Raw genomic sequence first — 25,654 nt, 5'->3', positions numbered from 1 at the left:
TAGTCTGGTTGGGTTGCTTCATTTAAATTGGCAAAGAGGCTATTGCATATGGCAATGATTGTTAGCACGGCACGGTAAAATGCGAATAAAATAATCCCGTATACAGTATAGACCTGTTGTTTTTGTTGGTTTTTCCTGTTGTTATATAAAATCCATAATAAAATAATTGATAATAGTTGTTATTTGCGCTAATATAGTAAAATTCCTGAACCTGATACAAGGCGGCGAGTTGCAGGCAGTACAGGAGTACAGTTAAAGCGAGCCAAATGAAGTATCAGGTTCAGGAATTTTACTATAGCAGGCAAAATCTTTGCTTTAGTTGTCCATTTAATTAGCTCAACTTAAATTTAGGAGAAAACAATGCGCCGATTATTATCTGCATTCTGTCTGTTGGCCGCCTTGGGCTTTGCTGCACCGGCCTATGCTAAATTCAAAGTGGTTACCACCTTCACCGTAATTCAGGATATTGCCCAAAACGTGGCGGGCGATGCGGCTGTGGTGGAATCGATTACCAAGCCGGGCGCAGAAATCCACGATTACCAGCCCACACCGCAAGACATTGCTAAAGCCCAATCTGCCGATTTGGTGTTGTGGAACGGACTGAACCTGGAACGCTGGTTTGAGCGTTTCTTCCAAAACGTGCGCAACAAGCCGGCAGTGGTGGTAACGCAGGGTATTGTGCCGATGTCAATTCACGAAGGTCCTTATCGTGGCACGCCCAACCCGCACGCTTGGATGTCTACCCGCAACGCCTTAATCTATGTGGAAAACATTAAAAACGCACTAATTAAGTACGACCCGCAAAATGCAGCAGCGTACACCCGCAATGCCGCCGCTTATGCCCAGCGCATCCGCAACCTAGACCGCCCTTTGCGCGAAAAACTGGCACGCGTGCCGCAAAATCAGCGTTTCTTGGTAACCAGCGAAGGCGCGTTCAGCTATCTGGCACGTGATTATGGTTTCAAAGAAGTGTATCTGTGGCCGATTAACGCCGAGCAGCAAGGTACGCCGCAGCAGGTGCGCCGCGTGATCAACACTGTGCGGCAAAATCATATTCCGGTGGTGTTCAGCGAGAGCACCGTATCACCGCGCCCGATGCAGCAGGTATCGCGCGAAACCGGTGCCAAATACGGCGGCGTGCTGTATGTAGATTCGCTTTCCGCCAAAAACGGCCCGGTGCCGACCTACCTCGACCTGCTCAACATCACGGTTTCCACCATTGTTAGAGGATTTGGAAAATAATGTCTGAACAAGCCGCCTCCATCAGCGTTGAATCGGTAACGGTTCGCTACAGCAACGGCCACACGGCCATCCGTGACGTGAGTTTCACGCTGCAAGGCGGCACTACCTGCGCGCTGGTGGGCGTAAACGGCAGCGGCAAATCCACCCTGTTTAAAAGTCTGATGGGGCAAATTAAGCCGAAGTCGGGCAACATCCACCTGTGCGGCCTGCCCGTACCACAGGCGCTCAAGCGCAACCTAGTGGCCTATGTGCCGCAGAGCGAGGAAGTGGATTGGCAATTTCCCGTGTCGGTGTACGATGTGGTGATGCAGGGGCGCTATGGCTACCTGAATTTCTTGCGTCTGCCTAAGGCGGAAGACAAACGTAAGGTGCAGGAAGCTATGGAGCGGGTAGGCATTGCCCATTTGGCACAGCGGCAGATCGGCGAGCTCTCCGGCGGGCAGAAAAAACGCGTCTTTCTGGCGCGCGCGCTGGCGCAACAGGGCAAGATTATCTTGCTGGACGAGCCGTTTACTGGCGTGGACGTGAAAACCGAAGACGCGATTGTGGATTTGCTCGGCCAGCTGCGCGAGCAGGGGCATCTGATTTTGGTGTCTACCCACAACCTCGGCATGGTGCCGGACTTCTGCGACCAAGTGGTGATGATCAACCGCACCGTGCTGGCTGCCGGCTGCACTGAGCACACTTTCAACCAACACAACCTCGAGCTGGCCTTCGGCGGCGTGTTGCGCCACTTCCGCCTCTCCGGCAGCGATTTGCACGATGACGAAGATAGCCGTGTACTCACTGTACTTACCGACGACGAACGCCCCGCCGTGTTCTACGGCCAAGCCAAAAATGATCCACCAGCCGTACCTTGCTGCAGCGATGCCCAAGGCAGCGGCGCGGAGCAGGAAAACGGCAGTGAAGGGGAAAGTTCATGCTAGAGATGCTGCTGGAGCCGTTTGCCTATGAATACATGGTGAAGGCCATCGTGCTGAGCGCGGCGGTGGGTGGTATGTGCGCGTTTTTGTCGTCTTATTTAATGCTCAAAGGCTGGTCGCTGATTGGCGACGCACTATCGCACTCGGTGGTGCCTGGCGTGGCGGTTACCTATGCGCTCGGCTTGCCCTATTCTGCCGGCGCGTTTGTATCCGGCATTTTGGCAGCACTGTCGATTTTGTGGATACGTGCCATCACGCAGCTGAAGGAAGACGCGGTGATCGGCTTTATCTTCACCACTTTTTTCGCCATCGGCCTGTTTATCGTGTCGGTGAACCCGACTGCGGTAAACGTGCAGGAAATTGTGTTGGGCAATATTTTGGGCATTGCCGACGAAGATATTTTTCAGGTAGCCATCATCATTGGCGTATGCCTGCTGTTTCTGCTGCCCACTTGGAAAAACTTGCTCTTGGTGTTTTTTGACGAAACTCAAGCCGTGGCTGTCGGCCTCTCGCCACTGCGCTATAAAATTTTGTTTTTCTGTCTGCTCAGCGCCTGCGTGGTGGCTGCGCTGCAAACTGTGGGTGCGATTTTGGTGATTGCCATGGTGGTTACTCCCGGTGCCACCGCCTACTTGCTTACCGACCGCTTCGGCAAACTAGTGCTAATTGCCGTATCGCTCGGCATACTTACCTGCGCCTTGGGTGCCTATATAAGCTTTTTCCTCGACGGTGCCACCGGCGGCGTGATTGTGTCCCTGCAAAGCCTGCTGTTCCTGTTCTCCTTCGTGTTTGCGCCCAAGTACGGCCTGTTGCGGCAAAAATTCGGCGCTGCGCCACAGGCAGCCGAAGAAACGGAGGCCGGCTATGTCTGAGCTGATCAACTGGTTTGCCACGCCGCTCGCCTTCCCCTTCATGCAGAACGCCCTGCTCACCGCGCTGATTGTATCCATCACATGCGGGCTGTTGTCCTGCTATCTGGTGCTCAAAGGCTGGTCGCTGATGGGCGACGCGGTGTCGCACGCCGTGCTGCCCGGCATTGTGCTTGCCTTCGTGTTCGGTATCCCGCTGCAAATCGGCGCATTTGTCTCCGGCCTGCTCTGTTCCGTGGGTGTAGGCTACCTGAAAAACAACAGCCGCCTCAAAGAAGATACCGTGATGGGCATCGTCTTCTCCGGTATGTTTGCGCTCGGTCTCGTATTGTTTACTAAAGTAGAAACCGACCAACACCTCACCCACATCCTGTTCGGCAACGTGCTGGGCGTGAGCCGCGAAGAGCTGCTGCAAACCTTCGCCATCTGCACCGCCGTGGCCTTGGTCATGCTGCTCAAACGGCGCGACTTCATGCTCTACTGTTTCGACCCTGCCCAAGCGCGCATCGCCGGCCTATCCCCGCAGCTTCTGCATTACGGCCTACTTGCCTTGCTTGCCCTTACCATCATCACCGCCATGCAGGTGGCCGGTGTAGTGCTGGTGGTGGCCATGCTCATTTCCCCCGGCATCACCGCCTTCCTGCTTACCAAACGCTTTGAGCACATGATGATCATCGTCATGGCCGCCTCCGTTCTCACCTGCCTCGCCGGCACCCTGCTCAGCTACCACATTAACTCCGCCACCGGCCCCAGTATCGTGATTTTGCAGGCTATCCTATTTCTGCTCGCCCTCATCTGGAGCAAACTGCGGCAGGCATTTGGCAAGGAGGAAGTAGTAGAGGCTAGCTGAAGCCTCGCAGCAACAAGTTTCATATCCGCCCACCATAATAATACGAAAGGCTACCTGAATGATTCAGGCAGCCTTTCGTTATGCCGGCACTCACACCTTCACCACCAAAGTCTGCAACATCAAATCCTGCGGCGTTTGATAATTGCCGCGCTTGCGGCATAGCATAATCAGGTACAACAATTGCACAGCACAATAGATAATGTGGCCCAAACCCAGGCCGCTGAGCAGCCCGCATAGCGAAAGCAAAACGGCAAAGAAAAACACTTCGCGCGCCAGCACATATTTAGCAAAGCCCGGGTTCTCGCCGGTATCCGTAATCACACGGATACGCAGGATTTTCTGGCCGATACTCTGACCGCTTCGACTCATGATAACAGCCTGCCAGAGAAATGACAGCACAGTTAGACAACCAATGATTAGTATAGAATCATACAACCACAGCAATTTGGCACGTGCATATCGTGGGTTCGCACCAACCGTTATGGTAAGAATGAAAAATATAATAGGCAGGATGCGGTCGATTGCCCCGGCCAGCAAGCGTTGCCACGGCTCGGCCAACTCTACTTCCTTCATCCGATCCGCTGCCTGCGGTGCGGCTTCTGATTGAGGAGGCCGATAGGCTTGGCGGAAGTTTTGCATGGTTTGTCCTCAAATTAGGGCAGATAAATAAGGCTACCTGAAAGCGGGAAAATGATTTCAGGTAGCCTTGTGTATGAATAAAAAATGGCTTAGTTTTTGATGACCAATGTCTTTGCCAGCAAATCCTGTAAGGTTTGGCGGTTGCGGCTTTCCATAAACAGCAGCACGATACAGGCGATGGTGGCGATAAGTGCCAGCGAATTGGCCAATGATTTGCTAACAATTCCGATAAGGGTAAAAATGAAGTTGTAGCCAAATTCGCGCACCAAGCAATATTTAACGAAACCGGGGTTGTTGCCATTTTCAGTGATCACGCGGATATTCAAGGCTTTTTTACCTATCGTTTGCCCATCGCGGGACATGATGACCATTTGGTAAATACCAAAGGCGAAAACGAAGAGCAAACTAAGTCCGATAACCATCATCGAATCTTTGATAAAAATTGCGATAACAAAAAAGAAGACTATAAAAATAGCGGCAAAAATCACTATATCTAGCAATCGTGCACCTATCCGCTGCCAAGGGCTGGCCAGATCCACTTCCATTTTACCGTTATCGAATAAATCATTTTCCAATGCGGTGGAAGCATAGGCTTGGCGGAAATCCTCGTTTGGGTTTTCACGGAAATCTTGCATAAGTGTATCTCCCTCAGGCAGCCGCAAACCTTTGCTCCTGCTCTGCAGTTAATGGCATCGTTGAAAAATTATAAATTTTAACAGGTTGGTGTAATTTGTAAATATTTATAGGTTTTCAGGTAGCCTTTTGTTGTATTGGGCTATCTGAAGCGTATTGGAGGCGTTGTAGTTAGTAAAAAATCGGCAAAAGCCGCTTTGCTCATACTCTGCCGCGATTGGCTTCGGCCATCAGCGCAAGCAACTTTTCGGTGGCATCCCAGCCGATGCAGGCATCGGTAATGCTTTGGCCGTAGGTTTCGGGTTTGTCTTGGCGGCTTCCCACCAAGTGGCTTTCTATCATGATGCCCATGATGTTTTGCTCGCCGTTTTTCAACTGCACGGCCACATCGTGCGCCACTTCCATTTGGCGGGTGTAGTCTTTGCGGCTGTTGGCGTGGCTGAAATCCACCATCAGTTTGGGCGTTACGCCGGCTTTGGCCAGCTGTTCGGCGGCGGTTTTAACGTGTTCCGCGCTGTAGTTTGGCTCTTTACCGCCGCGCAGGATGGCGTGGCAGTCGGGGTTACCGGCGGTATGGACGATGGCGGAGTGGCCGGCTTTGGTGACGGAAAGAAAGTGGTGCGGGTGAGAGGCGGCACCAATGGCATCGATGGCGATTTTGAGATTGCCATCGGTGCCGTTTTTGAAGCCGACCGGGCAGGATAGGCCGCTGGCAAGCTCGCGGTGTACCTGGCTTTCGGTGGTGCGCGCGCCGATGGCGCCCCAGGAGATGAGGTCGGCATAATACTGCGGGGTGATCATGTCGAGAAATTCGGTAGAAGCGGGCACGCCGAGGTTGTTTAAATCCAACAACAGGCGGCGGGCTTGGCGCAGGCCGAAGTTGATATCGAAGGTGCCGTTGAGGTGGGGGTCGTTGATGAGCCCTTTCCAGCCCACGGTGGTGCGCGGTTTTTCAAAATAAACACGCATCACGATCAGCAGCTCTTTTTCGTATTTTTTGCGCAGGGGCAGCAGGCGTTGGGCGTATTCGAGGGCGGCTTTGGGATCGTGGATGGAACAAGGGCCGATGATGACAAGCAGGCGCTGGTCGCGGCCGTGCACCAGGTCGGCAATCTGGTGGCGGGTGGTTTCCACCAAATCGGCAGCAGCTTCGCTGATGGGCAGTTCATAGAGGTGGGCGATGGGGGGCAGCAACTCGCTGATGCTGCGGATGCGTACGTCGTCGGTACGGCTGAAGGCTTGGGATTGGCTCATGGCTGTGTTTTGCTGTTCGTGGGAAGGGGCTTATTGTGGACTGGGCGGCGGCGGCTGGCAAGGGCTTAATGTTCAGGTAGCCTCGGATGGATTACTGAGGCTACCTGAAAATTGATGGCTGCTTGCTGCGAGCCTGTATTCTATCGGCATTTCTCTAGTCCTGATGAATTTTAGCCTACCCTTATCTTGCGGGCTAAGAATTTGGTTTCAGGTAGCCTGTTGCTAGGGGCTACCTGAAAATGCTATTGGCTCTATGCGTTGCACCTTTAAGCATTAAAAACCATTTTCCATCATGATGTGGCCGGGGATGCGGTTGCGGTGCATGGCAAAACCGAGCTTGAGCAGGGCTTGGAAGGTGTCTTTCACCATGGCGGGGTTGCCGCACAGCATGAAGCGGCTGCGCTCGGTGCTGAACGGCAGGCCGAAGGCTTGGCTGAGGCTGCCGTTTTCCAACAGTTGCGGCAAGCGTTGGTTGAGGCTGCCGGGCTGCTGCTCGCGGGTGAGCACGGAAACGAAGCGCAGTTTATCGTAATACTCGCCCACTAATGGGTGTTCGGCCAAATCGCGGATTCGCTGGTTAAACACGGCTTCGTTGGCATGGGAAACAGAATGCGCCAGGGCGAGATGGTCGAAACGCTGCCAAATCTGCGGCTGCTGCAAAATGGAGAGGAAGGGGGCGATGCCGGAGCCGGTGCTGAGCATGATGAGGTCGCTGCCGTCGGGGAAGCGTTCGGGCAACAGGAAGCCGGTGGCGGTTTTGTCGAGCAGGATGGTACTGCCTGCTTCCATCTGTTCGAACCGGGCCGACATGGGGCCGTCTTCGATGAGCACCGCAAAGTATTCGAGGGTGTCGTCGTATTCGGCGGAAACCACGGAATAGGCGCGCCAGATGAAGCCGCTGCCTTCGGGGAAGCCGAGGCGGGAAAATTGGCCGGCGGCAAAGCGGTATTCTTCGGGGCGGCTGATGGCGAAACTCATCAGTTTGGGCGTGTGGCGTTTTACCCAAAGTACGGTTTGTTCTGTGTATTTAGCGGCTGGTGAAGCGCTCATGATTATCCTTGCTGTGTGGGCGGGAGAGTGATGCTGGCGTCGGGGTATACCGGCGAATCGTTTTGTTTTTCTATTTGCCAAACATCGGTTTGGGTGTGGCGGCCGCTGTCTAAATCAAGATAGAGCAAGCGGTATTGGCCGGCACCGAGTTCGTAGAGGGTGAAGAACCCCTTCTCGGGCATGTAGAAAGTACGGATGTTTTGCCAGCTGCCGTCTTGCTGCATTTGCAGCTCCACCATGCGGTCGGCGCCGTGGTTGGCAATGCTGGCGATAGACATGCCGTTTTGCGCGGCCACTGGGTAGCCTGAAATATAGTCAGAAAAATACGGCCAGATGTTGCCGTTGGGGGCTTTGGCTGGGCGTTGGTAGGCGCTGCCTTGGGCGGCCAGCTGGCTCACGGCGGAAGGCGTATATTGAGGCGCAGCCGGAGTTTTATCCAACCACCACCAAAGTTGCAACACGAGCAGCCCAAGCAACAAGCCGGTGCCGAACACCAGCCAAAATGCTTTGTTGGCACGCAGCCGCTGCCACTGCGCTTTCAGCTTCTGCCCCCAAGGCACCAGCTTGGCCTGCTGCCGTGCAGCGGCTTGCTGCAGCAAGGGATTGGTAGCTTTGGCCTGGCGCTGGGCGGCAATCCAGGCATCGTGCCGTTTGCGTTGCTCGGGGTCGGACAACACGGCATAGGCCTTGTTTACCATCTGCATGATGCGCAGGGCTTCAGAATTGTCGGGATTAAAATCGGGATGATAGCGTTTCGACAGGCAGCGGTAGGCCTCGCGTATCTCCTTATCCGAGGCGGTTTCGGACACGCGCAGGTTGCGGTAGTGCGTGGGGATGGCGGGCATAAAGGCTACCTGAAAGCATAAGCTTCAACGAAGTTAAATCGGTTGGGATTTTAGGTGGGCAAAATTCGGTTTAGTCGTTTTTCATGTGGCCTGTATCACACTAAAGGCTACCTGAAAACGTTACTGCAAGAAATAAAGTGTAACCGGATTTATTTATTCAGGTTGTTCACTTCCTGCTGGGCTTTGTTCACTTCCTCTTCCAGCTTGCCGATGCGCTCCAGATAGCGGGCGTAGTTGCGCTCGTTGCCATAGCGCACTTTGCGGCCTTCTTCCAGATTCTGCTGGGCTTGGCGCAGGCGCTCGGTGGCGGCTTGGCGCTGGCTTTCCTTGGCAGCAGGCTGGGCGGCCGGGGTGGCGGCAGCTGGGTTGCTGTAGCTCGGGCTGCCAGGCGCGGTGCTTACGGGGGCGGGATAGGTGGTCACGCGGCCGAGGGTGACGGCACGGCAATTAGGGCCGGGGGTGGCGGTGTAGGTGCGGCGGCCTTGTCGGTCGGTGCATTCGTAGGTGGTGGCGCTGGCTATAGCACAGAAGCCCAGCAGGCAGGCGGCGAAGATAGGGGGTAATTTTTTCATTTTCATATCCTTGTTTTGAAGTTAAGACGTTCTAGCTGATAAAGGCCACCTGAAAAACAGCTTTCAGGTAGCCTCCAAAATCTATACTATTTCCAATAGCGCCACCACGGAATATCGTCCGGCTGCCATTCTTTCTGCAAATAAGGGCTTTGCGGGAAGTTTTGCGCTAACACGCGGCGAGTGTCGCTGCTCAACTCCGGTTTTTCCAAACGGGTGTAGGCGGTCATCATAATCGCCAGCGCCTCTTCCACATAACGCGTATTCTGATAGCGGCTCACAATCCCCTGTGCGCGGTTGGCGGCGGCCAAGTAAGCGCCGCGCTGCATATAGTAGCGTGCGATGGCCATTTCGTTACCGCCCAGCGCATCCACCAGGCGCGTCATTTTCTCGCGCGCGTCGTTGGCGTATTTGCTATTGGGGAAGCGGGTGATGAGCTCGTTGAACACCTGATAGGCTTCGCGGTTTGCTTTCGGGTCGCGGTCGGACCAATCCTGCGAGGCCAGCTTGTTGAAGATGGATTTGTCTTGATTGAGCACAATCAAGCCCTTCAGATACAGCGCGTAATCGGTGTTCGGATGGTTGGGATACAGCTTCAAAAACTGCTCCACATGCGCCAGTGCCTGCGGCTGCTGCTCGTCTTTATAATACACATAAGCCGTATCCAGCCGCGATTGCACCGCTTGGCGGGTGTTTGGGAAACGCGCCCGCAAAATTTCATATAAGCGCACTGAACGGCTATAATTGCGGCTCTCCATTTCCTCGTGCGCTTCGGCATACAGCTTATCTACCGACCAATCCTGCGTAATCTGGGCATCTTGGCTCACAGCGGTGGTTGAAGTGCTGGAGCAGGCCGACAGCATCACTGCCAGGCCGGTAACTAAAAGAATCTTTTTCATGCAGAACATTTCTTCCTATACCAACAATGACGCCGATTATAACGATGATTTCGACTTTTCGGCAGGGGCAGACGCGGAAAATTGTATAAATTTAACCGTGCCCACCGATTTGGCCGGCCAAAGACTCGATGCCGCGCTGGCCAAACTGCTGCCCAATTATTCCCGCAGCCACCTGAGCACTTGGATTAAAGACGGCAACGTGTTGCTCAACGGCCAGGTTGCCCGCCCCAAAGAGCGGCTCATCGGCGGCGAAACCTTGGAAGTGCACATCCAACACAGCCACGAAACCGCCGCCTTTACGCCCGAGCCCATGCCGCTGGATATTGTGTTTGAAGACGACAGCGTGATTGTGTTGAACAAACCTGCCGGCCTTGTCGTCCACCCTGCCGCCGGCAACTGGAGCGGCACTCTGCTCAACGGCCTGCTCGCCCACTGCCCGGCACTGGCCGAACTCCCCCGCGCCGGCATCGTGCACCGCCTCGACAAAGATACCAGCGGCCTGATGGTGGTGGCCAAAACCCCGGCCGCACAAAACAGCCTCGTGCAGCAGCTGCAAGAGCGTAGCGTGAAGCGCATCTACCGTGCCGTGGCCGACGGCATCGTGCCGTTCGACGGCAAAATCGACACCCTCATCGGCCGCGACCCGCACAACCGCCTCAAAATGGCCGTGGTCGGCTTCGGCGGCAAAAAAGCCGTGACCCACATCAAAGTGCTCGAGCGCTACCAGAGCCACAGCTACATCGAATGCGCCCTCGAAACCGGCCGCACCCACCAAATCCGCGTGCACATGCGCGAAGCTAAACACCCGCTTGCCGCCGACCCCGTGTATGGCAACCCGCGCCACCCCTGCTCCGATGCCGTAAAAGAAGCCGTACACCAGCTTGCCCGCCAAGCCTTACACGCCTACCGTCTCAGCTTCGTTCACCCCGAAAGCGGCGAAACCGTACAATTCGAAGCCCCGCTACCGGAAGACATCCACCATCTGCTCTCCGTATTACGCTGGGAATGCGGCATGGATTCCACCCTCAGCCACACCCTGCCCCCCGCCGAGCCCGATGACGAAGACGATTGGGATGAAGACGATTACGACGTGGAAACCATCTACGTGCGCGATTAGAGGCTACCTGAAAATATCAGTTACAACGAAGCAAAAATGCCAACCAAAGGCTACCTGAAAGCACCCGCTTCAACGAAGCGAAAACATAATGCAAGCTATGGTTTCAGGTAGCCTTCCCATTAACCAAACACCCCCCGCCATGCCCAACACCGCCCCCAAAGCCCTCGGCGAATTCGACTTTATCCGCCGCTACCTCGCTGCCGAACAGCCTGCCGACCCCGAGCTCCTGCTCGGCATCGGCGATGATGCCGCCATCGTCCGCCCGCGCCCCGGCCATGATTTATGCTTCAGCAGCGATATGCTGCTGGCCGGCCGCCACTTCTTTCCCGATGTCGCCCCTGCCGACCTCGCGCACAAAATCTTGGCCGTAAACATTTCCGACATGGCTGCCATGGGCGCACGGCCGCGCTGGGTGATGCTCAGCGCCGGTCTGCCCGAACTCAACCCAAGCTGGCTGGAAGCATTTTCAGGTAGCCTTTTCGCCATGCTGCGCCAATACGGCATTACCCTCATCGGCGGCGACACTACCAAAGGCGACCTCGTTTTCAACGTGAGCATCACCGGCGAGCTGCCCGCGGGCCTTGGCCTGCGCCGCAGTGGCGCGCAAAACGGCGACGATATCTGGGTGTCCGGCCAAATCGGCCTGGCTGCCGCTGCGCTGCACCATATCTGGCAAAATATCAGGCTACCTGAAAACCTGTTTGCCCAATGCGAAGCCGCCCGCCTGCGCCCCACTCCGCGCGTAGCGCTCGGCCAAGCCCTGCTGCCCGTTGCCACGGCAGCGCAAGATATTTCCGATGGTCTGGCTCAAGACCTCGGCCACATTTTGCGCGCCTCCAACGTGGGCGCGGAGCTATACGCCGACCTGGTGCCTACCGTGCCCGAGCTGCGCCAATGCCTGCCTGCGCAAACTGTATACGAGCTCACCCTTGCCGGCGGCGACGACTACGAATTATTGTTCACCGCCCCGCCCCAGGCGCGCCCAGCCGTGCTTGACGCAGCCGAAAACAGCCAGACGCCCGTAGCCCGCATCGGCCGCATCAACGATACAGGCTACCTGAAATTGCTGCGCGACAACGGCAGCGAACTGCATCTTTCCCAGTTAGGATTCGACCACTTTGGCTAAACAGAAACCCGCCTTCCGCCCCACTTTCGCCTGGCTGCTGCGCCGCCCTGTCTGTTTCCTCGGTTTCGGTTTCGGCAGCGGCCTCGCTCCCGTCGCCCCCGGCACTTTCGGCACCCTGCCCGCCCTGCCCATCGCCGCCGCATTGATGGCACTGGGTATCGACGGCTGGCTGCTCACCCTGCTGTGCCTGCCCCTGTTTGCCGTCGGCATCTGGATTTGCAACCAAACCGAAGCCGCCCTCGGCGTGCACGACTACGGCGGCATCGTGTGGGACGAAATCGTGGCTATGCTGCTGGTGCTCGCCTTCACGCCGAATACTTGGGCTTGGTGGTTGGCTGCCTTTGCCGCCTTCCGCTTCTTCGATGCAGTAAAACCACCTCCCATCCGATGGTTCGACCGCCAAGTGAGCGGCGGCTTCGGCGTGATGTTGGACGACATCATCGCCGCGCTGATGAGCCTACTCCTTATCCGCCTTGCCGTCTATTTAATCTACTGAAAATAAGCCAATGGATGCCCCCAACCTCAACGAATGCTATCTCTACTTCGCCCTCACCGGCCGAGGCTTCGACCCCGATGCCGTCAGCGCCGCTCTCAATCTTGCCCCCACCCGCGCCGTGTATGAGGGCAGCAGCATAGGCGGCAGAGTGCTGCAGCATGCCAGCTGGCAATATGGCACACCCGTCCTGCGCGGTGGCGACGTGTTCCTCCTCAACGAAATCGCCGACGAGCTCATCGCAACCTTGCTGCCCGTGCAAGATAAAATTGCCGAGCTGATCAAAGCCCACCAGCTCGAAACTTATTTGATGGTTGTGCTCACCGTGAGCACCGATGAACGCGACTCCACCCCGGCTATCGGCTTTTCGCCCCAAGTAATCAGCTTCTGCCACGCCGTGGGTGCCAGCATCGAATTCGATATCTACCAAGGCCAGGCCGACGAAGAGGAAGAAGCCGACTACCGCGCAGATAATCCGCCGCGTGTGCTGCATTAACGCTGCAAACTTTTCAGGTAGCCTTTACACAAGGCAACAAACCGCCTAAATTGCTATACAATAGTCATACCGCCCGTCCACCACAAAGGAAAATCCCATGAATAACCTGCCCCTCATCACCCAATTCATCCTTACCGGCCTCGGCGGCTTCCTCATCGGCGTGCTCATCACCCTGTTGTTTAAACGCGGCAACAGCAAGCAGCAAGCCGAATTGGAAGAAGCCAAAAAAGCCCTGCAAGACTACCGCGAAGCCGTAAACCACCACTTCATCGACACCGCCGAAGCGGTGGACGAGCTCACCCGCAGCTATCAAAACGTATTTGCCCAGCTGAGCCGTGGCGCTGAAGAATTGATGACGCCCGAAGCCTACCGCAACCAGCTCGAACAGCGCAGCGGCCAAAGCGTTACCCTTTCCTACCTGGCCGAGCAAACCCATGAAACCTCCGGTAATGCTGAGCAACGCATCCAGCTCGTGCCGCACGACGCACCCGTGCCGCCGCAAAACGACTTAGACGAAGCCGACTCCGCTGCCGATGCCACCATGTTCAATCCTGCCAACACCACCGAACCCGCCCCGGCCGCCAGCCCGGAACAAGAACCCGCACCTGCCGCTGAGCCGGCTGCTCCAGCCCCGGCAGATGAGGCCGCCGAACCCACCAAAGAAACCCCGCCTGCGGAGTAATGCTTCGGCTAGAACGGATTAAAGGCTACCTGAAAATTTTCAGGTAGCCTTTTGCTTATGCCAAACGGCTGGTGTTTTATTGCGCCAACTCCAACTGCCGCTCCAACTGCCGCTCCAACTGCTCCACCAAACCGTCATCCAGCCCCAATACCTGCGACAGCCGGGACAAAAAGGCAATTTCACCGCGCACCAAATCGCCGCAAACCGCGCGGGCAGCCAAATAGGCTTCGGCAGCCAGCGCCTGATCGCCGCCCACCGCCTCGGCCAGCTCGTTAATAGAAGCCGGACGGGCATATTCGTTGGCCAGCCACTGCTGCACTTCGGCATCGGCACCGCCCTCTTGGGTAATCAGCTGTTTTTCCGTTTCATCAATCAAGCCGTCTGAAGCAGCGGCTGCAATCATGGTGCGCAAAATCACGCGGCTGCGCTCTTCAGCCAGCTGCCCCTGCGCGGCAAAAGCCGCTTCGGGCAAAGCGGCCACCGTGCTGTTCGGTCGGTCTCCCTGCCAGTTTTGGTAAGCCTAGGCCATCATCCCCAAAGCTGCGGCCGAGCCGGCCTTCAGCAATGATTTGGTGCCGCCTTTTTTCAGCAGCATCGCAGCCAGCCCGCCGATTAACGCCCTGCCACCGAACGAGTTGAGCGGATTGTTATCGGACATCACTTTGTTGCCGCTTTGCTGCACGGCACCTAATACTTGGTTGAGCAGACTATTGAAATCCATATCGTTTCCTTTTTGTGTGAAGTTGTAGCTTGCGGTGGTTTTCGCATAAGGCATTTCCCGCGTGAGGTAACGCAGGCCACCTGAAAACATCGGTTCAACCATTTTCAGGTAGCCTGCTGTCTCAAACATTCAAGCCGTCAAATCAGGCAAACACCAATCTGCCGCCCTCTTCTTTCACATGAATCGTGCTGTCGGGCGCGTATTTGCCTTCGAGCAAGGCTTTTGCCAGCGGATTTTCGATTTCCGACTGGATGGCACGTTTGAGCGGGCGTGCGCCGTACACGGGGTCGAAACCGGCTTCGGCAATCAAATCCAAGGCGGCATCGTCCACTTTCAGGTGCAGGTGCTGCGCTTCCAAGCGTATTTCCAAGCCTTTGAGCTGGATTTTCGCGATGCTGCGGATATTTGCCTGATCCAAGCCGTGGAACACGACCACTTCGTCAATACGGTTGATCATTTCGGGGCGGAAGTGGGTTTTCACGTCTTCCATCACTACTTCTTTCACGGCTTCGTAGTCCTGCGTACCCATTTGTTGGATGTGATGGCTGCCGATGTTGGAAGTCATGACAATGACGGTGTTTTTGAAGTCTACAGTGCGGCCTTGCCCGTCGGTCAAACGACCGTCATCCAATACTTGCAGCAGGATGTTGAACACGTCGGGATGGGCTTTTTCCACTTCGTCCAAAAGAATCACGCTGTACGGTTTGCGGCGGACTTGCTCGGTCAGGTAGCCGCCTTCTTCGTAGCCGACATAGCCCGGAGGCGCACCGATTAGGCGGGCAACGGCGTGTTTTTCCATGTATTCGGACATGTCGATACGGATAAGGTGGTCTTCGCTGTCGAACAGGAAGCCTGCCAGGGCTTTACACAACTCGGTTTTACCCACGCCGGTCGGACCTAGGAACAGGAAGCTGCCGTAAGGCTTGTTCGGATCGGCAAGGCCTGAGCGGCTGCGGCGGATGGCGTCGGACACGGCACGCACGGCTTCATCTTGACCGACCACGCGGCGGTGCAATACTTCTTCCATTTTCAGCAGTTTGTCGCGTTCGCCTTCCATCATTTTGGCGACGGGGATGCCGGTCATGCGCGATACGATTTCGGCCACTTCATCCGCACCGACTTCGGTGCGGAAGAGTTTATTTTGTTTTTTGCCGTCGGGGTTGCTTTCCGCCGCTTGCAACTGCGCACCCAATTTCGGCAACTCGCCGTATTCGAGTTCGGACGCGCGGGCGAAGTCGCCTTGGCGTTTGGCCTGCTCGATTTTGACTTTGATGTCGTCCATCTGTTTTTTGATGTCGGTGGTGCTGGAAGACGCGGCTTTTTCGGCTTTCCAGATTTCGTCCAAATCGGCGTATTCTTTTTGCAGACCGTCAATTTCTTCGTCTATCAGTTCCAAACGTTTTTTGCTGGCGTCGTCGCTTTCTTTGGCAACATGCATTTTTTCCATTTTGAGCTGGATGATGCGGCGGTCGAGTTTGTCCATCTGCTCGGGCTTGCTGTCCAACTCCATTTTGATGCGGCTGGCGGCTTCATCAATCAAATCAATCGCTTTGTCGGGCAGGAAGCGGTCGGTGATGTAACGGTCGCTCAATTCTGCGGCGGCAACGATGGCGGGGTCGGTAATGTCGATGCCGTGGTGGATTTCATAGCGTTCCTGCAAACCGCGCAGAATGGCGATGGTGTCTTCCACGCTGGGTTCGCCGACCAATACTTTTTGGAAGCGGCGTTCGAGTGCCGCATCTTTTTCGATGTATTGGCGGTATTCGTCCAAAGTGGTCGCGCCGATGCAGTGCAATTCGCCGCGCGCCAAAGCTGGTTTCAACATATTGCCCGCGTCCATCGCGCCGTCGGTTTTGCCAGCGCCGACCAAGGTATGGATTTCGTCAATGAAAATCAGGGTGTTGCCGTCGTCTTTCGCCAAGTCGTTCAACACGCCTTTCAAGCGTTCTTCAAATTCGCCGCGGTATTTCGCGCCGGCAATCAATGCCGCCAAATCCAAAACCAGCAGGCGTTTGTTGCGCAGGGATTCAGGCACTTCGCCGTTGACGATGCGTTGCGCCAAACCTTCGACAATGGCGGTTTTACCCACGCCAGGTTCGCCGATCAGCACAGGGTTGTTTTTGGTGCGACGTTGCAATACCTGAATCGCGCGGCGGATTTCGTCGTCGCGACCGATAACGGGGTCGAGTTTGCCGTCGCGGGCGCGCTGGGTCAGGTCAAGCGTGTATTTTTTCAGAGCATCGCGTTGGTCTTCGGCATTGGCATCGTTCACGTTTTGTCCTCCGCGTACCGCATCAATTGCGGCATTGATGTTTTGTTCGGTCGCACCGGCTTCTTTCAGGATTTTGCCGGTCGCATCGTTCTGCTGCACCAAGGCGAGCAGGAAAAGTTCGCTGGCGATATAGGCATCGCCGCGTTTGACGGCGGCCTTATCCGTCAGATTCAACACCGCCTGTAATTCGCGGCTGGGCAGAATATCGCCCCCCTGGCCGGACACTTTCGGCAGGCTGTTTAAATGTTGCTGCAAACGCTGCTTCACTTGCGGCACGTTCACGCCCGTATGAGCCAACAGTGCAGATGTTCCGCTGTTTTGGTCGTCAAGCAGGGCTTTTAACACGAAACCTGCTTCCAGATAGCTGCTATCCGCAGCCAAGGCCAAACTCTGGCCTTCTTGCAAGGCCTGTTGGAATTTAGCGGTTAATTTGTCGTATCGCATGATTATTTCCTTTGCATATTGTTTTCTTGCAAGGCATATGGGTTTGGAGCAGATTTTGTCAAGGTATTTACACAGCTGTTTTACAGAATGTTGTTGCAACACGTTCAATAATTAGGCAACAAATGCTAAGATAACATGGTTTTTAATCAGCGGAGCCCTAGTATGCCAGCCGCTCAGCGCATCCAAATCAACCTGCCGGAACACTTCTGTTTTGAAACCCGCATCATGCTAGAAGTCGGCCACCTCAACTATGGTAACCACCTTGCCAACGATGCCGTTTTGCGCATCGCCCACGAAGCCCGCTTACGCTTTCTTGCCGCGCACGGCTGCACTGAAACCGATGCCTTCGGTGCCGGTCTGATTATGGCCGATGCTGTCGTGCAATACCGTGCCCAAGCCTTTCATGGCGAAGAGCTGCTAGTTCAGGTAGCCTTAGGCGAAATTGGCAAGGCCGGTTTCCCGTTTTTCGCCAAACTCTCCCGGGCAGCCGACCACACCGAAATCGCCCGCGTACAATGCGGCATGGTGTTTTTCAACTACGCCGCCCAGCTTATCGAGCATACTCCCGCCGCCTTCCGCGCCCATTTTACTCACCACAGAGCAGAGCAATGAGCAGCGGTTGGATAGCACAAATCGAAGCCTGGCTGCACAGCCTGCAACAGCAAAACCACTCCCCCCACACCCTAGCCGCCTACCGCCGAGACCTCGCCTGGCTGGCCAATTTTCAGCCGCAAAGCGCACTTGCCCGACCATTGTTCACCGCCGCCCTGCGCCAGCTTGGCCAACAAAACCAGCACCCACACAGCATCGCCCGCCGCCTCAGCGCTTGGCGGCAATTTTGCCGCTGGCTGGTGCGAACAGGCTATCTGAAAACCGACCCCACCCACGGTCTTAAAGCCCCCAGATCCCCTGAACGCCTGCCCAAAGCTGTACCTGCCGAGCCGCTTAACCAACTCCTCGACCAAGCCCCAGAAAATCTGCTCGACAGTCGAGACCTTGCCATCTTTGAGCTGCTCTACGGCAGCGGCCTGCGCCTTGCTGAAGCCTGTGCTCTCAACCTGGCCGACCTTAACCTGCAAAGCGGTTGGGTGGCCGTCACCGGCAAAGGCTGCAAACAACGCCATCTTCCCCTCACCGCTCAAAGCATCCGCACCCTCGAAGGCTACCTGAAAACCCGTACCGCCGCGCCCAACGAAACAGCCCTCTTCACCGGCCGTACCGGCCGCCGCCTCGGTGCCCGCCAAATCCAAAAACGCCTGCAACAATTCGCCACCCGTTACGGCAGCTGCCACCTCAGTCCCCATATGTTGCGCCACAGCTATGCTAGCCACCTGTTGCAAAACACCCGCGACATCCGTGCTGTACAAGAGCTGCTCGGCCACAGTCAGCTCGCCACCACCCAGCACTACACCAAGCTGGATTTCGACCATCTCGCTCGCGTGTACGACGATACCCACCCCCGTGCCAAGCGGCAGCAAACCAAAGCTGAAACAATGCAAGATAAAGAAGGAAAAATAGAGAAATAGTGTTGCTTATTAGCCAGCGTGCGATATAAAAAAGGACTACCTAAAGGTTTCAGGTAGCCTTTTTCGGCAATTTGAGCAATAGCGCGCGCAGTGCCCTATCAAGCAATCAGTTCAGCGTTCTGTTCTGCTCGATTTCCTGTTTTTTGCGCTCCAAAATACGCTCAATTTCCTCTTCACGGCGCTGGCGCTCGATTTCCTGTTCAATGCGACGGTTGCGGAAAAAGAAGAAAGCCACTACACCGGACAAAATCAGGGCTAGTAAAACCAAAAACATATTTATCACTCCTCTAATTAATAAAATCTTCGATTATCAGTCCTACATTCCTTCCTCACAAGGAATACAGCCTGACACTTTTCGGCAGGTTACCTTATTTAGTTTTTTTTGTCTTTTCTCCATTCACACTTTGCAGTCGGTCTGCAATAAATCCCTGGATAAGTTCGCGCTTTTCCCAGAAGAAGGTTTGCATTTTGCCTAGGGGATAAATCTTGCGTACCATACCAGGCAAGCCGGCATGCACGATAGCAGCAATTTCATTATTGTTGGTTTCTTGAGCCATAGCCTGTTCCAGCGTGAGCTCTTTCTCAGTAAGGTAGTCTTGCAGCTGCTTTCTCACATAGTTATTAATTTCAAACTGTTTGATCATGATTCATTTCCTTATATCGTTTCCCGTGCACAAAGCATTCGTGCGTGAAAAGAGTACTACAAGCAAAATTCTTGCCAAACCGGCCGGCAGCATTCAGGCAGTGGTGGGCAGGCGCCGAGGCGGCCGCTGCCGAAGTCGCCTATGCGGTGGAAATCGCTGCCAGCGCTGGCGAGAAAGCCATATTGCTCGGCGAGGTGAGCGTAGTTGAGGCGGTCATTTAAGTCGGTGGTGCTGCTGTGCACCTCAATAGCCTGTCCGCCCAGTACTTTAAATTCAGTGAATAAATTACGCTGAGCGGTGGCAGAGAGGCCGTAGCGGATGGGGTGGGCAACAACTGCGATGCCGCCTGCGCCCAAAATAGCAGCTACGGCCTCTTCGAGCGTAGCCCATTCATGCCTTACGTAGCCAGGTTTACCATCACCTAAATATTTTTTAAAAGCCTGCTGTTTATTACGCACATGGCCTTGTTCCATCAGCCATTGCGCCAGATGGGTGCGGCTGGCCATTTCACGGTTGGGCACCAGCGCGAGCGCGCCCTCGCAGGCACCGGCAAGGCCTTTCTTCTCAAGCTTTTCCGCCATGCGCAAAAAACGCTCCAACCGACCGCGGCGCAGCCTAGCCAGCAGGTTTTGTAACACGGTATCGGTTTCATCGAGATTGAGACCAACAATATGAATGGTACGTTTGCGCCAACTCACGGAGATTTCCACGCCGTTTATCAGCTGAATGCCCAAGGCTTCCGCTTCCTGCCGTGCTTCGGCCAGGCCACCGGTATGGTCGTGGTCGGTAAGCGCGAGCAAGGTACAACCATTGGCGTGTGCTAGTTTCACTACTTCGCGTGGTGGCAGAGCACCATCTGAAACATTGGAATGGCAGTGTAAATCTATCATCTAATCAGCTAATTGGTATGACATGAAGGCTACCTGAAAACCAAAATAGGTTTTCAGGTAGCCTTTGGGCTTAGGGGACAAGTTTGTCCACGCCGCCCAAATAGGGGCGCAAGGCAGCAGGGATGCTGATGCTGCCATCGGCGTTTTGATGGTTTTCCAGCACCGCCACTAAGGTACGACCTACTGCCAAGCCGGAGCCGTTCAGGGTGTGCACCAAGCGATTTTTACCATCTTCATCTTTGAAGCGGGCTTTCATGCGGCGGGCTTGGAAATCTTCGCAGTTGGAGCAGCTGGAGATTTCGCGGTAGGTGTTTTGCGCGGGCACCCACACTTCCAAATCGTAGGTTTTGGCGGCACCGAAGCCCATGTCGCCGGTACACAGGGTAATAACGCGGTAAGGCAGTTCGAGCAATTGTAGGATGCGCTCGGCGTGGCCGACCATTTCTTCTAGTGCGGTATAGGAGTGTTCTGGGTGGACGATTTGCACCATTTCCACTTTGTCGAACTGGTGCTGGCGGATAAGGCCGCGTGTGTCTTTGCCGTGTGAACCAGCTTCGCTGCGGAAACAGGGTGAATGGGCGGTAAGCTTGATAGGTAGTGCATTGGCGGACAGGATGCGCTCGCGCACGGTGTTGGTCAGAGTTACTTCGGCAGTGGGAATAAGGTATTGCATGGTTTTACTCTCGTCGCCACCACGGGTAACGTGGAACAGATCTTCACCGAATTTGGGTAGCTGGCCAGTACCGATGAGGGTGCTATCGCTGACGATATAAGGTGTGTAACACTCGGTGTAGCCGTGCTGCTGGGTGTGGGTGTCGAGCATAAATTGCGCCAAGGCACGGTGCAGGCGGGCAACTTGGCCTTTCATCAGGCTGAAGCGGGCGCCGGAAAGCGCAGCAGCAGTTTCAAAGTCGAGACCGAGCTTTTCGCCTAAGTCCACATGGTCTTTGATTTCGAAATCAAATTGGCGCGGGCTGCCCACGCGACGCACTTCTACATTTTCGGTTTCATCTTTGCCGGCCGGCACGCTCTCGTGTGGCAGATTTGGAATACCGAGCAACAGAGTGTCGATTTGTGCCTGTACGGTTTGGTAATCGGTATCAGCCCGTTCTAAATCAGTTTTGATTTTCGCCACTTTGGCCATGGCTGCTTCGACTTCGGCGTGTTTGCCCTGCCCTTTGAGCGCGCCGATTTGTTTGGACACGCTGTTGCGCCGTGATTGCAGCTCTTCGGTACGCATCTGCAGGGCCTTACGATGCGCTTCCAGCGCGTCGAAGGCAGTAGGGTTGAAAACAAAACCGCGCTGCGCCAGTTTGGTAGCAACGGCGGCCGCATCGGTGCGGAAAAGTTGGATATCTAGCATGATTTGCGTCCTGTAAAGAAGATTTGGCTATATTGTAAACGCGGCGTATAGGAAAGGCTACCTGAAAAAGCTAAGGCATTTTTCAGGTAGCCTTCAAATGGATGCTTTCTTACTTGGCTGCAGGCTGCGATGCAGAGGAAGCAGCACTAGCTGACGAAGCGGCGGCAGGTGTGAGAGCGGACGCTGTTGCTGCTGCGGGCTTGGTGGCACTACTCGGATTAGCTTTACCCCACACATAGGTGGTTAGGATAGCCGATGGAAAACAGTCAAATCAGAATAATATGAGGTAAAACACTAGAGTGTGACAGCGGATCGTTGTATTCCTCGATGCCGTTCCAATTGTGGCCGGTGGTTTTTACATCTTCGCCTTTGGCTGGTATCTTAACTTTACTTTGCGACAAAATTAGCCATATCAGCCTGATAAAGCTGATTGCGACGATGCCAGTGATGTAGTAGTTCCGGAAATTGCCAGTTTAAAGAGGGATGTATTCATTGTTGTGCTCCGTATTCACGGCTTTAGGGAGTCTGGTTGTTGTTATTGATCGAATCATTATCATCGATGATGTGCCGCTCCTCTTCATCGTAGTGCGTTTTGAATTTGTCGTAGTAGTAGGCAATATTGATCGGTATACTCCAATTGCCTTGGGTATAGTTCATTGGCAGGGCAACCGCCGCCAGCAGAATCACCAGCTGCCAGCTCCAGAATGTAAAGTCTGGTAGTCGACCGTCATATAGACGAGCGTTACAAGTGTGCTGCACTACATAATTAAGATGTGGCAATTAAGCCACAGCTACCGAATACAAAAATAATGGCATTGGTATGCGGTGGATGTAAACGGCCAGAATGGAACCACGGCCCCAACTCAGATAGATTCAGCTGCGGAAAATAGAGCTGTGCAGTCACAGTTACTCTAACCAACATTCCAACCACACCCCCAAACCACCGTCATCACGGCAAACTGCCGCACTACTTTGTAGTTATAGGTTTATGTTCTCATGAAAAATCTCTATTCTCTATATTAAAGATAGCTGTACTCTCCTTATAATACAGTATTGCATGTAACTTAAACAGTATATAGAGTAAATTTTCATTTTTAACAAAACAGGTTTCCTGAAAAAGCTGTATCCCATTCAGTTCTAGCGAAACAAGCAAATGCTCCACTACACCATTACTCCCTTGCCTGAACAGCATCTCTTCCGCGTCTGCCTGCGTTTCAGCCACTGCGGCAGCCAAGCCGTCCGCCTTACCCTGCCCAACTGGGTGCCAGGTAGCTATATGATTCGCGAGTTTGCCCGGCACATCGTCCGTATTGAAGCCAGCTGTAACGGCCAAACTGCCAACTTACAAGCCGTCAGCAAAAATATCTGGCAGGCCGAAGAAAACACACCCGGCGACTGGCTCATTGAATACGACGTTTATGCCTTCGATCTTTCCGTACGCGGCTGCTATCTAGATAGCGAACGCGCCTTCTTCGACGGCGCCGCCCTGTTTTTTCAGGTAGCCTCACACACCGAAGAGCCACACCAAGTCGAACTCTGTTTCCCCAGCCAATGGCAAACCGCCACCGCCCTGCCCAGGCTGGATAACCATCTCTACCAAGCAAACAACTACCGTCATCTTATCGATTGCCCGCTTGAATCCGGCACCCTCGAAATTCTCGAATTCACCGCTGCCGACATTCCACATCGCATCGTCCTCAGCGGCCACTACCCCGACTTCGACCGTCAACGCCTGCTGGCCGACACCCAAGCCATCTGCACCGCCCAACTCCAATTCTTCCCCAACCCCGCCCCATTTACGCACTACACCTTCTTGCTGCACCTGGGCGATCACGTCTACGGCGGCCTCGAGCACACATCATCCACCGCCCTGCTCGCCGATCGCAGCTGGCTACCTGAAAATAACCTTGCCGAAGCCTCTGCCAACTACACCCAGCTGCTCGGCCTGATTTCCCACGAATACTTCCACGCCTGGAACGTCAAATCCATCAAACCCGCCGCCCTTGCCCAATCCGATCTCAACCAAGAAGCCTACACCGAGCTTTTATGGGCATTCGAAGGCATCACCTCCTATTACGACAACCTATTCCTCGTGCGTAGCGGTTGTATCAGCCCCACCGCCTATCTCGAACTCTTAGCCAAAACCATCACCCGTGTGCACCGCAATCCCGGACACCGCCTGCAAACCCTAGCCCAATCCAGCTTCCACGCCTGGGACAAATACTATAAGCAAAACGAGAACAGTCCCAATGTCATTACCAGCTACTACCAGCAAGGCACCCTCGCCGCCCTTTGCCTCGACCTATACATACGCAAGCAAAGCCGGCACAGCCTCGACAGCATCATGCAAGCCCTCTATCAGGACTGGCTGACCAGAAAACAGCCCCTGCACGAAACCGAATGGGAAGAGCTTGCCCAAACCATCACTGGCCTCGACTTACGTAGCCTGTTCAACCAGCTCATCCGCAGTACCCAATCACTGCCTTTCGAAACCGCCCTCGCCCACGCTGGCCTGCGCCTGCATTGGTTGCCCTTGCCACCCTCGCACAACGGCGGCTGCGGGCTGTTACCCCCTACTCTGCCAGCCAACGACTTCGGTGCCCGCTTCCAGCAAAACAGCAGCGACATCACCCTAAGCCACGTACTCAACGGCGGCAGTGCCGAACAAGCAGGCCTTGCTGCAGGCGACCGCATCATTGCCATCAACGGCTATGCTGCCAATGACTTCGCCGTCCAATGGCAGCAGCAGAAAGCCAGCAGCCAAGCCAAATTGCACTACTTCCGATACGGCGTGTTGTATCACACCTCTGCCACTGTACGGCTTGCCGCCGCCAATACCGCCTGGCTTACTATCGAAAATCCAGTCGCACTACAAACCTGGCTGCAAATATAGCCAAAGCGCTGGTTTTCTTCCTACTGCGTTAGCTCGCATTGTAGAAAAAAATGAGCTTTGGCCATATCAAAGCACAGCCATTTTTCAGGTAGCCTTTTTGGAACAGCTGCCAGTGAAATCCACTGTTTATAGGCATAATGAACAAATTGCCACATAATCTGTCGTCTCATTTCACAGATTTTTCCGCATGTAGCAGCATTCACTTGATTTCTAAAAAGTAATTAGCGATAATTCTCAACTTAGTAACTTTAGAGGTAAACTCAATGACACTCACTAAAGCAGAATTGGCCAATATTCTGGTAGAAAAAGTCAGCAATATTAGCAAGAGCGATGCAAAAGAAATCGTTGAACTCTTCTTCGAAGAGATCCGCGCCACTTTAGAACGCGGTGAGGAAATCAAAATTTCCGGCTTCGGCAACTTCCAACTGCGTGACAAACCGCAACGCCCTGGCCGCAATCCCAAAACCGGCAAAGAAGTTCCGATTACCGCTCGCCGAGTGGTAACCTTCCACGCCAGCCAAAAACTCAAAGGCATGGTGGAACACCACTATGGTAAACAAAACTGAACGCGCCTTACCGCCCATTCCGGTTAAACGCTACTTCAGCCTGGAAGAATTGTGCTATCTAGCCGATATCCAGCCCGAACAATTCTTCCAATGGCAGCAAGATAACGGCGTAGTGATCGGCCATGGCGGCAACCAATACACCCGGCAAGACGTGGTGAAGATCCGTAAATTAAGCGGCAGTTTCCCCACCTACATCGACCGTTTCAATCTAAACGGCCACGACAGCCTAAATCGCCCCGCCGCCACTGCTGAAGAAGTTTGGCAGGATTTGCAGGTAATTTTAGAAAAAATCGAAGCAGTCCTTGCCAAGCCGCAAAAAACAGCTTAGAATCATTTTTTCCGGAAGTCGGAGTGTGGCGCAGTCTGGTAGCGCACTTGCATGGGGTGCAAGGGGTCGAAGGTTCGAATCCTTTCACTCCGACCAAAAATCCAAAGGCTTAATAAAAATAGTTAAGCCTTTTCTTATATATTTATCATACAACGTTGCATCTTCCCATATGCCTGAGCGGCTTAAGCTTATACTCGCCAACTCACATCACAAAGTATGTTAATCCGCTACGAAGGCCTCCTGAAAGCAAAGCTTCAACAAAATAAAAACAAGCAAAACAAGTCCCGCTAAATTTCTTAAGTTCTCCCCTTCTATGTCTG

At 54.4% G+C, this 25,654-nt stretch carries 26 protein-coding genes, 1 tRNA gene and 3 pseudogenes; 15 read left to right on the top strand and 15 right to left on the bottom strand.

The annotated features are described in order from the left end of the window. Window positions 1-360: 360 nt before the first annotated feature. Genes EZJ17_RS04870 through EZJ17_RS04855 form a run of 4 tightly spaced genes read left to right on the top strand, consistent with a single transcriptional unit; the run spans window position 361 to window position 3,884 of the window. Window positions 361-1,242, top strand: a complete 882-nt coding sequence (locus EZJ17_RS04870) for a metal ABC transporter substrate-binding protein (RefSeq protein ID WP_067438950.1) — start codon at window positions 361-363, stop codon at window positions 1,240-1,242. Then, window positions 1,242-2,168, top strand: a complete 927-nt coding sequence (locus EZJ17_RS04865) for an ATP-binding cassette domain-containing protein (RefSeq protein WP_067438953.1) — start codon at window positions 1,242-1,244, stop codon at window positions 2,166-2,168. Before EZJ17_RS04870 ends, EZJ17_RS04865 begins: the two co-directional genes overlap by 1 nt. Further along, window positions 2,162-3,037, top strand: a complete 876-nt coding sequence (locus EZJ17_RS04860) for a metal ABC transporter permease (protein WP_067438956.1) — start codon at window positions 2,162-2,164, stop codon at window positions 3,035-3,037. Before EZJ17_RS04865 ends, EZJ17_RS04860 begins: the two co-directional genes overlap by 7 nt. Further along, a complete protein-coding gene (locus tag EZJ17_RS04855) occupies window positions 3,030-3,884 on the top strand; it encodes a metal ABC transporter permease (protein ID WP_067438959.1) in 855 nt (284 codons plus the stop codon). The genes EZJ17_RS04860 and EZJ17_RS04855 overlap by 8 nt, the downstream gene beginning before the upstream one ends. A gap of 90 nt (window positions 3,885-3,974) precedes the next feature. Here EZJ17_RS04855 and EZJ17_RS04850 read toward each other — a convergent pair whose 3' ends face one another. The 7 genes from EZJ17_RS04850 to EZJ17_RS04820 form a co-directional block, all read right to left on the bottom strand. Then, a complete protein-coding gene (locus EZJ17_RS04850; protein ID WP_167508171.1) occupies window positions 3,975-4,442 on the bottom strand; it encodes an RDD family protein in 468 nt (155 codons plus the stop codon). A gap of 170 nt (window positions 4,443-4,612) precedes the next feature. Continuing rightward, window positions 4,613-5,158, bottom strand: a complete 546-nt coding sequence (locus EZJ17_RS04845) for an RDD family protein (protein ID WP_067438965.1) — start codon at window positions 5,156-5,158, stop codon at window positions 4,613-4,615. Between the two features lie 199 nt (window positions 5,159-5,357). Then, window positions 5,358-6,410: a 3-deoxy-7-phosphoheptulonate synthase AroG gene (aroG, locus tag EZJ17_RS04840; RefSeq protein ID WP_067438968.1), complete on the bottom strand. Its 1,053-nt coding sequence runs from the start codon at window positions 6,408-6,410 to the stop codon at window positions 5,358-5,360. Window positions 6,411-6,683: 273 nt separating this feature from the next. Then, window positions 6,684-7,460 carry a ferredoxin--NADP reductase gene (locus EZJ17_RS04835; protein WP_067438971.1) on the bottom strand — a complete coding sequence of 259 codons (777 nt, stop codon included), beginning with the start codon at window positions 7,458-7,460 and terminating at the stop codon, window positions 6,684-6,686. Between the two features lie 2 nt (window positions 7,461-7,462). Beyond that, window positions 7,463-8,305 (bottom strand): J domain-containing protein, encoded by an 843-nt coding sequence (locus EZJ17_RS04830; protein ID WP_067438974.1) that lies wholly within the window; start codon window positions 8,303-8,305, stop codon window positions 7,463-7,465. A gap of 149 nt (window positions 8,306-8,454) precedes the next feature. Next, entirely contained in the window at window positions 8,455-8,877 is a 423-nt protein-coding gene (locus tag EZJ17_RS04825) for a DUF4124 domain-containing protein (RefSeq protein WP_067438977.1), read from the bottom strand. 86 nt (window positions 8,878-8,963) lie between these two features. Continuing rightward, complete coding sequence (locus EZJ17_RS04820; protein WP_067438980.1) at window positions 8,964-9,773, bottom strand: outer membrane protein assembly factor BamD; 810 nt, start codon at window positions 9,771-9,773, stop codon at window positions 8,964-8,966. Between EZJ17_RS04820 and rluD the strand changes: the two genes are divergently transcribed. From rluD to EZJ17_RS04795, 5 genes are all read left to right on the top strand, one after another. Next, window positions 9,772-10,890, top strand: coding sequence for a 23S rRNA pseudouridine(1911/1915/1917) synthase RluD (gene rluD / locus EZJ17_RS04815; RefSeq protein ID WP_067438983.1), 1,119 nt, complete (start codon window positions 9,772-9,774; stop codon window positions 10,888-10,890). The two genes, EZJ17_RS04820 and rluD, sit on opposite strands and share 2 nt — an antisense overlap. A gap of 139 nt (window positions 10,891-11,029) precedes the next feature. Beyond that, window positions 11,030-12,016, top strand: a complete 987-nt coding sequence (gene thiL, locus EZJ17_RS04810; protein ID WP_067438986.1) for a thiamine-phosphate kinase — start codon at window positions 11,030-11,032, stop codon at window positions 12,014-12,016. Continuing rightward, complete coding sequence (locus EZJ17_RS04805; RefSeq protein ID WP_067438989.1) at window positions 12,009-12,512, top strand: phosphatidylglycerophosphatase A family protein; 504 nt, start codon at window positions 12,009-12,011, stop codon at window positions 12,510-12,512. Before thiL ends, EZJ17_RS04805 begins: the two co-directional genes overlap by 8 nt. Window positions 12,513-12,522: 10 nt before the next feature. Then, entirely contained in the window at window positions 12,523-13,005 is a 483-nt protein-coding gene (locus EZJ17_RS04800) for a DUF4279 domain-containing protein (protein ID WP_067438992.1), read from the top strand. A gap of 97 nt (window positions 13,006-13,102) precedes the next feature. Then, window positions 13,103-13,687: a Z-ring associated ZapG family protein gene (locus EZJ17_RS04795; protein ID WP_067438995.1), complete on the top strand. Its 585-nt coding sequence runs from the start codon at window positions 13,103-13,105 to the stop codon at window positions 13,685-13,687. Window positions 13,688-13,763: 76 nt separating this feature from the next. Here the strand turns inward: EZJ17_RS04795 and EZJ17_RS04790 are convergent. After that, a pseudogene (locus tag EZJ17_RS04790) lies at window positions 13,764-14,408 on the bottom strand (tellurite resistance TerB family protein). Between the two features lie 142 nt (window positions 14,409-14,550). Further along, window positions 14,551-17,124, bottom strand: a complete 2,574-nt coding sequence (clpB, locus tag EZJ17_RS04785; RefSeq protein ID WP_067438998.1) for an ATP-dependent chaperone ClpB — start codon at window positions 17,122-17,124, stop codon at window positions 14,551-14,553. A 162-nt stretch (window positions 17,125-17,286) separates the two neighbouring features. Between clpB and EZJ17_RS04780 the strand changes: the two genes are divergently transcribed. After that, a complete protein-coding gene (locus EZJ17_RS04780) occupies window positions 17,287-17,736 on the top strand; it encodes an acyl-CoA thioesterase (protein WP_067439001.1) in 450 nt (149 codons plus the stop codon). Further along, window positions 17,733-18,650 (top strand): tyrosine-type recombinase/integrase, encoded by a 918-nt coding sequence (locus EZJ17_RS04775; RefSeq protein WP_067439004.1) that lies wholly within the window; start codon window positions 17,733-17,735, stop codon window positions 18,648-18,650. Before EZJ17_RS04780 ends, EZJ17_RS04775 begins: the two co-directional genes overlap by 4 nt. A 106-nt stretch (window positions 18,651-18,756) precedes the next feature. On the opposite strand, the gene EZJ17_RS10295 is transcribed toward EZJ17_RS04775, so the two are convergent. From EZJ17_RS10295 to EZJ17_RS04750, 6 genes and pseudogenes are all read right to left on the bottom strand, one after another. Continuing rightward, window positions 18,757-18,924, bottom strand: a complete 168-nt coding sequence (locus tag EZJ17_RS10295) for a hypothetical protein (protein ID WP_156496419.1) — start codon at window positions 18,922-18,924, stop codon at window positions 18,757-18,759. A 94-nt stretch (window positions 18,925-19,018) separates the two neighbouring features. Further along, entirely contained in the window at window positions 19,019-19,294 is a 276-nt protein-coding gene (locus tag EZJ17_RS04770) for a hypothetical protein (protein WP_067439007.1), read from the bottom strand. Between the two features lie 56 nt (window positions 19,295-19,350). Next, a complete protein-coding gene (locus EZJ17_RS04765; protein ID WP_151086253.1) occupies window positions 19,351-20,184 on the bottom strand; it encodes a PHP domain-containing protein in 834 nt (277 codons plus the stop codon). A 70-nt stretch (window positions 20,185-20,254) separates the two neighbouring features. Then, complete coding sequence (serS, locus tag EZJ17_RS04760) at window positions 20,255-21,547, bottom strand: serine--tRNA ligase (RefSeq protein ID WP_067439013.1); 1,293 nt, start codon at window positions 21,545-21,547, stop codon at window positions 20,255-20,257. A 305-nt stretch (window positions 21,548-21,852) separates the two neighbouring features. Continuing rightward, window positions 21,853-21,996: pseudogene (locus EZJ17_RS10560) on the bottom strand (cbb3-type cytochrome c oxidase N-terminal domain-containing protein); the annotation flags it as partial. A gap of 163 nt (window positions 21,997-22,159) precedes the next feature. After that, window positions 22,160-22,497 (bottom strand): annotated as a pseudogene (locus EZJ17_RS04750) (cbb3-type cytochrome c oxidase subunit I); the annotation flags it as partial. 203 nt (window positions 22,498-22,700) lie between these two features. Between EZJ17_RS04750 and EZJ17_RS04745 the strand changes: the two are divergent. From EZJ17_RS04745 to EZJ17_RS04730, 4 genes are all read left to right on the top strand, one after another. Continuing rightward, a complete protein-coding gene (locus EZJ17_RS04745) occupies window positions 22,701-24,440 on the top strand; it encodes a M61 family metallopeptidase (RefSeq protein WP_067439016.1) in 1,740 nt (579 codons plus the stop codon). A 263-nt stretch (window positions 24,441-24,703) separates the two neighbouring features. Next, window positions 24,704-25,006: an integration host factor subunit alpha gene (locus EZJ17_RS04740; protein ID WP_067439019.1), complete on the top strand. Its 303-nt coding sequence runs from the start codon at window positions 24,704-24,706 to the stop codon at window positions 25,004-25,006. Next, on the top strand, window positions 24,990-25,334 hold the full coding sequence (locus EZJ17_RS04735; protein ID WP_067439022.1) for a hypothetical protein: 345 nt from the start codon (window positions 24,990-24,992) through the stop codon (window positions 25,332-25,334). The genes EZJ17_RS04740 and EZJ17_RS04735 overlap by 17 nt, the downstream gene beginning before the upstream one ends. A 19-nt stretch (window positions 25,335-25,353) precedes the next feature. Then, window positions 25,354-25,430, top strand: a tRNA-Pro gene (locus EZJ17_RS04730). Window positions 25,431-25,654: the final 224 nt, after the last annotated feature.

Origin of the sequence: Eikenella exigua (assembly GCF_008805035.1) — a bacterium.
GTDB lineage: Bacteria > Pseudomonadota > Gammaproteobacteria > Burkholderiales > Neisseriaceae > Eikenella > Eikenella exigua.
The sequence above is the reverse complement of the archived record's forward strand: the minus strand, read 5'-3'. Positions and strand labels throughout refer to the sequence as shown.